We start from the raw sequence: 10,063 nt of genomic DNA, 5'->3' as shown, positions 1-10,063 counted from the left end.
GTCCAGGATCCGCAGCGTGACCCGCTGTTTCTCCCACCGGACGAAGTACCAGTACACCGTCTGCCAGGGCGGGAAGTCCGCGGGCAGCTGCCGCCACGCGCAGCCGGTGCGCACCACGTACAGGATCGCGTCCACGATGTCGCGCCGCGGGTGCTTCTCCGGGCGGCCTCCGCTGCCGGCCGCAGGCAGCAGAGGCTCGACCAGCGCCCACTCGTCGTCGGTCAGGTCTGAGGGGTAACACGACTGCCGAGACATCCCGCCATCCTGGGCGAACCCGCACCAACGATCACGTAGACACACCGACCGAGATCAACTTCTCAAACACGCACTAAGAGCGTGTACTGCGATCGCGCATGCTGTTCCGAGTGCGGCGAGGGTCCACCACGGCAGGGCGGGAAGGCTGGTTTGGTGGCCGAGGTCCAGGGCGGCGCCGGTGAGGAGGTTGCCAGCGGCGACGCCGATGCCGGAGATCGTGTTGTAGAGGCCGTAGTAGGTGCCGATCATGCTGTCACCGCCGAGCGTGGCGACGGTGGCTATCTCGAACGGGCACACGATCATCGTGGCCAGCGTCAGCAGCCTCGTGGTCAGCAAACCGGGACGAGCGCGATCGCGCAGGCGAGCCACCTTGGCTCCCGTCACCGCGAACGTCGTGCGGGCGGATTCCTCGGCGGCGTCGTAGTCAGGTTGCCGGAGACACGACAGCGGTGCGCACGCTGTGGCGAGCGTCGTGGGCAAGCACTGCGAGGATCGGCGCTACGTCTTCGGAATGCTCCGGCGGCGCTTTGGCGGCCGCCTCCGCCAGGGTGCGCCGTACCCGGGCATCGCGGTCCTTGGCCAAACGCATTGCCGCGTTGTGGTACCGCCTCGGCCGCCGCGTGTACAGCACCGCGCTCGCGCAGCGGACGTCGACATGATTGTGCGCGGAGAGGAGGTTGACGTTGACTCCAGCGGTGATCTCCGATGGGAGTTGGGCGAGTGTCACCGCGGCGGCCTCCATGTCGCTGGCATCGCCCTCGCTCAGCAGCGCGACCGCCTGCTCCCGAACCCATTGTCGCTGATGGTCCGTGGTGGCCGAAGCCATGGCGAGCCGTAGTCCATGCCCGCGCAGGGACGCGGACCCAGCATCGGCCTTGAACCAACTGAGCGGATGGGAGTTACCCATGAGCTCATCAAATCGGCTGCCGTTGCGTTTACCGAGTACGAATGCGCTGCTGCGGGAGAAGACCACGCGCTTGACCTCCTCCGGCTGTGGGGCCACGAGGTTGCGGGCTCCGGTGAGGGCGCTCTGCCGGTTCGTCGCCAGCTCGCGTACGTCTTCTGCGACGTCCAGCAGCTTTTCAAGGCAGGCCCGCTGGTCTGCGGTACTGAGGCCGCTGACGAGGTAGGAATCGCTGACCACCAGGATTCGCTCAGCGTGTCCGGGAGCGGGTTCGAGCCGGTTGAGAATGCGGTCACGCGCTTGTTCGGCGCGTTCGCGCACGAAGGGATGTCCGGGGTCGAGCGCGAAGCCGACAACGTCGGCCAGGTAGTGCTCGCCCTCAGCGAACTGAATCGCCCGGGCGCGGAGCGCGGACTGCTCGCTCCCGGTCAGCGGACCGGATTTGGCTGAGTCGCCGAAGTAGCCGTCGTGACGCGGAAACGCTCCCAGCAGTGCGAGCACCTCGTCGCCTGCCAGTAGTTCGAGCGCTTTGTCGACGCCTTGGTCGGCCAGGTCGAACAGCCTGGTCAAGGCGACCATGGCAACACTTGGGTGAGCGCGCGCGATCCTCACGCACGCGGCGGCGTGCTGATCGTCGGTGTCCCAGTAGTGGCCGGGTTCGCGGTGGACGTCTTGGGAGAGTAGTTCGAGGAGTGCCGTGGCCTGGGCGGCGGTTCCCCGAGCCGCCAGGGTGCAGGCGCTTCTGGCGGCCTGGAGGGTGAGCGCCTGGTTCGGCGAGTCGGCCAGCTCACCAGCCCGGCCCCGCGCGGCCATTTCCGTAAGCTCGCCGAGGAGTACGGCTGCGGAACGGTCATCAAGAAGATCCGCCTGCGCCGCCACCAGTGCCGCGCGAGAGTGCAGCACCCACCAGGGGGCACTTTCGAGCGGCCCCGCAGGAAGCAGGAGATCTCCCGCCTCTTTGGCAAGCTCGGTGAGCTTCGCGGATTTGCCGGCTCGTTGGTAGTGGAGGGCGGCGAGTGCGGGCTCGCGGTTCTCCCTATACAGATCCGCGAGCAGCTCAAGAGCATCGATTTCGTGGGTCCAGCTACCGGTGACAACGTTGTCGATCAGCCAGCGTCGGGCCGACAGGACCGCCTCGATGGGCTTCTTGCCGATCCAGGCTGACATCGCCTGTTCCTTGGGATTGCGAAACCGGTTCAGCAGTCGGCCCGTTCCCATGGCGCGCAGGCCCTGGGCGAGGTGGTGCTCTTCGTCGAGCTCGGTGGTACGCAGCCCGTACCGGATGTGCACGGCTCGGAGGGCGTAGAGCCAGTCCGCGGCCGCGTCGGTCAATCCGGCGTGGATGCTGTCGTGTACGGCGTCTCGCCAACTGACGACCGCGTCTTCGGCCCGGCCTTCCAGTGCGCATCGCCGGGCTTCACGCGCGCTGATCAGTGCGGCATGTCGACCCGGCACGCGATGGCGCCGAGCTTCCCCTAGGAGTTGGCGACGCTCGACTGCGTCGTACTCGGCGCGAATGAGCCGAAGTCGAACGACGATGTCGTCTTCGACGTCGGAAATCGGTCGCTGGGCGGCTTGGGCGATGGCTTCGTTGATGAGGTCGTCCAGCTCCGGCAACTGGTCGGGCGCGGTCGCGAGGAGGTCCTCGGCAAGCAGCAAGACCAACAGGGGCCGGTACTGCCCCGGCTCGGCGGTCGTCTCCGCGGTCAAGGCCTCACGAAGGACGTCCGGAGGCCCCAGCGGACGCTGGACGGTGGCAACAGCCGCGCGGATCAGTCTCGCATGCTGCTTGATCGCGGCCGCCTGCCACGTTCCCGCGGACATCGCGTCGCGCGCGAGCGACTCCAGCAGGCGTTGAAGAATCCTCGGCTCATGCCGGTCGCCGTGGTGGAGCGCGATCGCGGCGAGATGTGCCGCAAGCCCCGCCGCGTCATCGGTCAGTCCGGCCTTCTGGAGGGCGTCGAGTTGCCTGTTGCGCAGCACGGTCGCATGCCCGCGAAAGCCGGCGTCACGCAAGCGGACCGCCAGATCGCCGTACAGTTCGGCGGACTCCGCCGGTCCCTGCGAGAGCTTGGCGTCCGCCTCACGCAGGATCGGCGTGACCTCAGCGGTTTGGAGAGGTCCGATGAGAATGCGCTCTGCCTGTTCCTGCCGGTCGAGCGGCGGTGCCGGCACTCCCGGAAGCGGTGCCCCGGTGCAGAACACCTCCGCCGTCTCGCGCGTCCAAAACCTGGCGACGATGTCGGCGTGCCAGAGGAGAAGTTCGTTGATCTGCTCGGCTCCCCACAGATCCAACTCCAGATCGGAATGCTCGTCCTGGAGTCGATCCAACTCCTCAACGATCTTGGTGTTGTGGGTGTAGTCGGATGTGGCGATGATCAGGCGGTACGCATCGAACGGCCGCTCTCCGTCGGCGAACTTCTCGACCGCCGCGCGCAGATCCCCAGCGGTGAACTCCTGGTAGTCCTTGCATTGAATGACGGTGTGGCGGCCGTCCAGCTCACGACCCGCCAGGTCGATGCCGTGTTGTGTCTGGCCCCGGACGCCGTACCGACGGAACTTGATACCGCGAAGCCCGAGGACGCGACGCGACACCGCCAGCACGAGCTTCTCGAACCGCTCCCAGCCGATCTTCAGGTCCAGATCTTCGCCAGCCGGTTTGTTCCCCGGGCGACCAGGCTCCGGAGGAATCCTCAGATTCGGGTCGGCCACATAGGTGATCCACGAATCCTGCGCCAGGCCCACGAGCGCACCGTCCAGTCCGGACGACTCACGCGAGCGAGATCCAGTGAAGTTGGACTGAGTCACCTACATGAGTGTGCAGGGCACCACCGACACTCTGCAGGCACGAAGGTCATGGACACAACTTGTCACCCGGGGTCGGATTCCAAAGGTGCTCGCCAGTACTACCCGCGACCGCCCACCAAGGAAACCCCTGCATTGGGCGCCCCCTACCGCGATGACAGAGATGACCTTCCCGGAACCCAGCACCGGTCCAGGCGTTGTCACAGCGCGGGCTGCGGATCAGCGCGCTGTGACGTGATCACGTGCCTAGGTTCGACCTTCTGGTACGACGGGGACCCGCGAAAAGCCCACTGCCACGCGCGCTGCTGGATGTCCGGATCGCCTGTTCTCTAGGGCATGAGAGCGGTGGTCAGGCGGGAGACGCTGTGCGATCTGGTCCACCGAGTGGATCACGGCGTAGAACACGGACGATCCCTAGCAAATCCGGGCCGTACTGCTCGCCTGGCCCGGACGCTCTCAACTAGCGGGAGTACGCGGAAGGCGTGATTCGATTCCCGGTCACAATCCCCGCCAGTACGTAGCGGTCAGTCTCAGCGCCCTTGGGCCGATGGGTGGCTATCCAGGCGAGTTCGTCAACGCGCCTGGTTCCTTCGGAGTGGGTCTTTGGAGTCAGGTCGAGGACTAGCAACTGACCGAATGGAGCATTGGTGTTGGTGTACTCGGTTTCCTGGGTGAGGTACTCGGCTTCGATATGGGCGTGGGTGTTGTCGGCACTGTCTTGCTTGATCTCGGTCAGATAGCGCAGCGCCCCGAAGTGGACCATGACGTCAGCACGACCCATTCCGATATCGATGGGCTCAACAAGAACGATGCTCTGCAGCGGACCGGCCATCAACCATCCGTGAAAGTCGCGCTGCAAATCTCCTTCGACGGCTACGCGCTGCCCCCTCCCTGGCTTGCGCCTGTAGTCGTATGGGGGGTCATTCTTTTTGCCGGGCCCGAAAAGACTCGTGCGCGTCAGGTCGGAACGGCTCTTGAGGAACAGCAGAGTCTGTTCAACCAGGACGCTAAATGTGTGACGGACGTCGCCGGTAAACGCCGGGTGGTCCGACAGCTCTTGGATGAAACGCTCCAGGAGCGGGATGATCAAAGGATCGGAGGCCTTGAGGCGCGACACATCGCTCGCATAGGCCAGACCCTCCACATCGCTAACCGCTGCATCGTCCAGTCCCTTCACCAGGCGCATCGCCCGGTCGAATCCGAGTCGCTGGATGACGGTCGGGGCAAGTCGATGCAGGCGTTCAGCTGCCGCTTCTCGTCCAGAGTCCTCGTCTTCACCCTCTTCGTGTTCCCTGGCCGCCTCGGTTTTGGCCTCCCGCGCATCGATCCGCTCGATGATGGTGGTGGCCGTTGCGGTGTCGAACACTGGCCCGGGGTAGTCCTGTGGTCGGGCGGCGGCACGTCTGAGGGCGTTCATAAATGATTGTTCGCGCAGGAAACCGTCTTCAATGACAGGTTCGACCAAGGCGGCCAACCCGGCGGCATCCCCTCTGCTCCCAACTGGACGTACTGTTCGAGCAGCCTGGTAGACGGCGAGCACGGCGTCCAGCGCCTGCCAAGAGTCCATCCACACAGGCTCGTCCAGCGTCTGCGAGCCGGTGCGGAGCAGGAGAAGAAACCGCCCCCATGCCGCTTCCGTAACTAGACGCGGTTGCATCCAGGTCGGCTGGTGGGTGCCGTGCAGCCACGCCGTCCGTTGCTCCAAAGCTCGTTCTATGCTGTCGGCGGCCCTGACCACCCTGGCTGTGTCACCTGTGGTGAATCCCAATACCGCCTCGCATGCAGCCAGATACGTGGCAGCGTCTTCGCGTGCTTCTTCCGCCACATCCACAGATGCGAAGAACGCCCGGGCCTCACTCATCCGAGTGCTCGCGGTAGGCAGGTCCCGCGACGACAGCGCGCTGCGCAGCCGGTCACAGCCCAATTCGAACAATGCGTCGGCATCGGTGGATTCGGTAACAGACAGCCGTTCCAACATGTCCCTCGCGGTGTTGCCCACGTTGCCCTCTTGCTCTGCCCAACAGTCAAGGGCAACACCAAGGATGCGTGGCAGGCGTTCCAAGAAATCCTCGGGGCCATCGGCTGGCAACTCATCCAGGGTGCCCCATACTCGGTAGGGGGACACCGCGTTCGATGCTGCCAGCCGCACCGCGCCTTCCAAGCGCGCGGCAGCGACCAGCGGGAGTTCGTCCACAGCCTCGTTCAGACCGTCCAAGAGAGCTGCGTTCAGTGGTTTGCCCAAGGCTTGGGCTGCTGGAGCGCTGCCCAGGAGCGTCTCAAGAGACTCGGCCAGGGCGAGGAAGCTGCGCTGGTTGGCGAACCCGACCGGGAACAGCTTCGCCACTGCTGCCCATTGCGGATCGGCGTGTTCGAAAGCGTGGGCAACCGCCTCGGCCAGCAGCGGGGCGTAAGGGCCAGCCGCTACCTCGGCTACCTGGGTCCGAACCAGGGCCTCCTCGAGACCCGCAGCGTGAAAAGTAACTGTCCGGCCAGAAGCCGCCAGCGCGCCCAGCTTGTCAGCTAGCTCCGCCACGCCTGGTCTCCTTCCGGGCACCGGCATGCGTCACCACAACGGTTTGTTGCCCTCTGACTCGATGATGTTCTCCTTCGGCAATACATCATGGGCCAGAGCACGGTCTACGGTGGTGATCAATACCTGCAGGTTGTTCTCCGAGGCTACTGCGGACAGCTCCCCCAACAGGGTGCGGAGGTCGAGGTCCTGGGTCTCTTCCGCCTTGGGGCTGTCGATCAGCAAGAGTCCCGGATGAGTCGACACGTTGTGCGCGGCCCCGATTCGTAGCAGCGCGATGACCACAGCAATGCGGAGCCGCAGGCGCTCCCCAGGGCTCTGCGCCCCGAAGAAACCGGGGCGGCCGCCCCCCTTGGTAACCTCCAGGCGCGCGGCCCGGTCGATCTTCACCGACTCCAGCGAGTCAATGCCGAACCGGACCCCGAGCTCGACGATGGCCTTGTTGAGCTCCGCAAACAGTGCCTTGGCAGCCGTCTCGTGGTCCCCTTCCAGGATCTTGGTGGCGGCCCTAAGAACCTTGAGTGCCTTCTCCTCAATCGGATCATCTGGCAGAGGCGGGAGCTCTGGAAACACACTCAAGGCTCCCTCCAAGCGCAGCACTTCTTCTCGCGCCTCGGCCCGGACCGGCACCTGCGCTGCGGACTCGGCGCGGCGGAGGCGCTCTTGAGAGTCCTCCAGTTCCCCCGACAGCCGTGCCACCACCGCCTCCTGGTCTTCCAAGGCCTCCCCTGCCAGCTTCTCGATCGTTCTGCTGTCTTCCAGCCGCTGCTGGGCCTCGTAGATGACCTCCTCCGGAGTATCGTCATCGCTCGGTACCGGCCGGGAACAAACAGCGCACTCATGGCTCTCGTGTTCCTGACGCCGGCGTTCTCCGGCGATCGGCTGGTCACAGCGTGGGCACGCCTTCGGATCCAGCCCGTGGAAGAGAGCTCGGGCTGTGGCGCTCTCGGTGACGTCGTTGAGGAGCTTCTCATCGCGTTGTCGCTGGCCACGAGCGCGGCGATGTGCGCGCATCGCCTCATTCCAGCTGTCCTGAGCATCCGCGAGGTCACGGGCCAACCTGACCGCTGTTGCCGCAAGGTCGGCCAACGACTCCCGATCTCCGGGCTCACCAACGCTGATGCCAGCAAGGCGCTCACGTGCTTGGCCGAGTTGCGCCTCGATCTGGCTGCGTTCCGCATTGCGCTTGTCGCGCGCGGCTCGGTCTTCGGCCTGCCGGGCCTTACGCTTGGCGGCCAGCACATCAGAGGTGGTCTTGACCCGGGTCAGCGCAGCGGCCGCCGGCAGATCCAAAAACACCTGAAGGAGTCGACCCGGCAGGCCGCCTGTGAGCACATCGCCGAGCAGAGCCTTGTCGCGCCCGGCGGGCAGGTAGATCGCGCCGAAGTAGGCGGGCCAACCATGGGTCTGCGATCCGGTCTCCTGGTAGCTGTTAACGAGCGGATGCAGATCCAGCCTGTCCATCATCAAAGCTTGGACCTGCTCGGAGTAGCTCTCCGAGTTGGCTGCCCGTAGCAACGGCACAATGTCGTGTGCAGGATCTGGTTCACGTACCGCCCCAAGCGCCGCAATGTCAGAAGCTGCCAACACGACCGCTGAGGATACCTCCTCATCAGCCAGGTTCAGCCGAAAGCCCAAGGGCTGTCCAGCCACCATGACGTCGAGGTCCAGTTCCTGAAGCCAATGCCGCACCCCGTTGAGTTCCCGGGGGGTCCCACGCAGACACCACGTCACCAATTCCAGGACGCTGGTCTTGCCTCGAAGGTTGGCCGCCACCAAACCGGTCAAACCTTCATGGAATCGCAGAGTGGTGTCGAACTCTCCCGGATATACTTTCCCGGACCGCACCCCGGAGACGCGCAGCCGATGAAGCCGCAGATTGCGCGGTCTAGCGGGTGGGCTGATCAACGGCAGCCCGTACGCGGTGAACACGTCCCGCACATCCTCTACTTGGACACCGGCGCGATCCGCGATCCGCGTCTCCAGCAGCACTTCGTGATCAGTCATGCTTGCTCATCCGGGCCTCTGCCACCTGTGCCTGTTCCCGCAGCTTCTCCAGCCGCATGCGGGCACGAGCCGCTACAGAACCGATCCGTTCCCCGCGGACCGCATCGGCGTATTCAGCTTGAAGGTACTGCCGCATCTTCAATTGACTGCCCCCTAGACCACCCGCCAGCATCAGCACCAAGCGAATCCGATCGATGTAGTACTGGAAGGCTGGCGCCTCACGGATCACCTCGCGAGCCACGGTCCGTCCCGCTCTCAGCAGAAAATAGTCGTACTGCCGCACCCGGTTAACGGTGCCACGACGGCGCTGCACCACCAGGTTCGCACTACGCAGCACCGCCAACGCGTCTTCCAAGGGCTCATACGCCCCGAAGTGATGTCGGAGCATCGGATAACGCCGCACCTCCGGCTCCTCAGAGTCCAAGATGGTCGCGGCATGCGTAAGCAGCGACGAATCCTTGTTCTCCTCGTACTCTGTGAGTAGTTCATCCGCGAGGTAGTCGGGATTCCGCAGCCAGAAATCCAGCTTCTGCAGCAGTACCTGAGTCCTGAGTACGCCTACTGCCTCGGCGAGTCTCGGATCGGCACGCTCAACATCATTGACAGGCTCACACGCACCGTCGATGAGCAGCAGGATGCGCACCGCGTCCTGCTCCCGGGAGGTGACCGGTTCGTCCACTCCCGAGCTCGGCAACTCTTGGTACACCGACCAAGCATAGAGGCCGGTAGGCGTACTTCAATCCCCACGTAAACCTATTACCGGAAGTGGTCAATCTCCGCACCCTTGAGACCGCTACTATCAGACGAACGAGCAAGTACCGCTCATAACTGACCCAGCTCGGCCCCTGGCTCGCACGTCCGAGATGATCTCTTAGCGATTGCCAGCCGGGGGGTCTGCTGGGTGGACACAGTCTCCGAGTTGCGCGGACATTGGCGCTGGGCCTGGTACAGGTGCGCCCACATATCATGCCCAGCAACGGGGCGGCAGTCGCGCGTTCGCCCTGGCCGCCCTCGCCCCGGCCTATCTGCTGGCACGTTTGGCCGTCATCCTCAAGAGGCAGCCGCGTCGAGTCGTCCGGCAAGGCCAGCTTGTTTGACCAGCCGCCCCCAGCGCTCGCTACGCCCGAACTGGTCTGCGATCGCCTTCCCCGATGGAAGGCTCCCGCCCGGCGTACGGTTGGCCACCGCCCACCGCCACGCATGCTGTTGAAGATCGACATCCTCCTGTCACGCGGACGATGCCGGGACCGCCGTTCCTCTGCGCCATCGGCCGAACCGAGGAGACCAGGTTCCTCTGAGGAGAGTATGAGTTCGAGCGCATGAACCCTCTGAACTTCCTCTGAGGCCTTACCTCGGGCCCTGCGCACCCTCACAGACACACCAGAGGTCCGAGCCATCAGAGGAGTAGGCGCCACCATCCCGACGACCGTCCCCTCGTTGGTGCCCACGCCTCGCCATGGCGCCGATGACGCCCACAAGCACTGATCGCAGGCTCACGGCTCTTGGGATGTCCGGCCAGACTCCTTCCCCCGGCGATGAAGCTGTCTCGTCCAGGGCCCACG

The 10,063-nt window shown here is 64.8% G+C and carries 6 protein-coding genes; all 6 read right to left on the bottom strand.

What is annotated here, in order from left to right; translation table 11 throughout:
- Window positions 1-255, bottom strand: a 255-nt coding sequence (locus ABD811_RS19100; RefSeq protein ID WP_344949148.1) for a transposase, incomplete at its 3' end; no start/stop codon positions are given.
- 54 nt (window positions 256-309) lie between these two features.
- Window positions 310-735, bottom strand: a complete 426-nt coding sequence (locus ABD811_RS19095; protein ID WP_344949145.1) for a hypothetical protein — start codon at window positions 733-735, stop codon at window positions 310-312.
- Entirely contained in the window at window positions 680-3,904 is a 3,225-nt protein-coding gene (locus ABD811_RS19090) for a hypothetical protein (protein WP_344949142.1), read from the bottom strand. Before ABD811_RS19090 ends, ABD811_RS19095 begins: the two co-directional genes overlap by 56 nt.
- Before the next feature lie 520 nt (window positions 3,905-4,424).
- Entirely contained in the window at window positions 4,425-6,497 is a 2,073-nt protein-coding gene (locus ABD811_RS19085; RefSeq protein ID WP_344949140.1) for a hypothetical protein, read from the bottom strand.
- A 30-nt stretch (window positions 6,498-6,527) separates the two neighbouring features.
- Window positions 6,528-8,501, bottom strand: a complete 1,974-nt coding sequence (locus ABD811_RS19080; protein WP_344949138.1) for a hypothetical protein — start codon at window positions 8,499-8,501, stop codon at window positions 6,528-6,530.
- A complete protein-coding gene (locus tag ABD811_RS19075) occupies window positions 8,494-9,207 on the bottom strand; it encodes a hypothetical protein (protein WP_344949136.1) in 714 nt (237 codons plus the stop codon). Before ABD811_RS19075 ends, ABD811_RS19080 begins: the two co-directional genes overlap by 8 nt.
- Between the last annotated feature and the right edge of the window lie 856 nt (window positions 9,208-10,063).

This window comes from Actinomadura miaoliensis (assembly GCF_039536785.1).
GTDB lineage: Bacteria > Actinomycetota > Actinomycetes > Streptosporangiales > Streptosporangiaceae > Spirillospora > Spirillospora miaoliensis.
The sequence above is the reverse complement of the archived record's forward strand: the minus strand, read 5'-3'. Positions and strand labels throughout refer to the sequence as shown.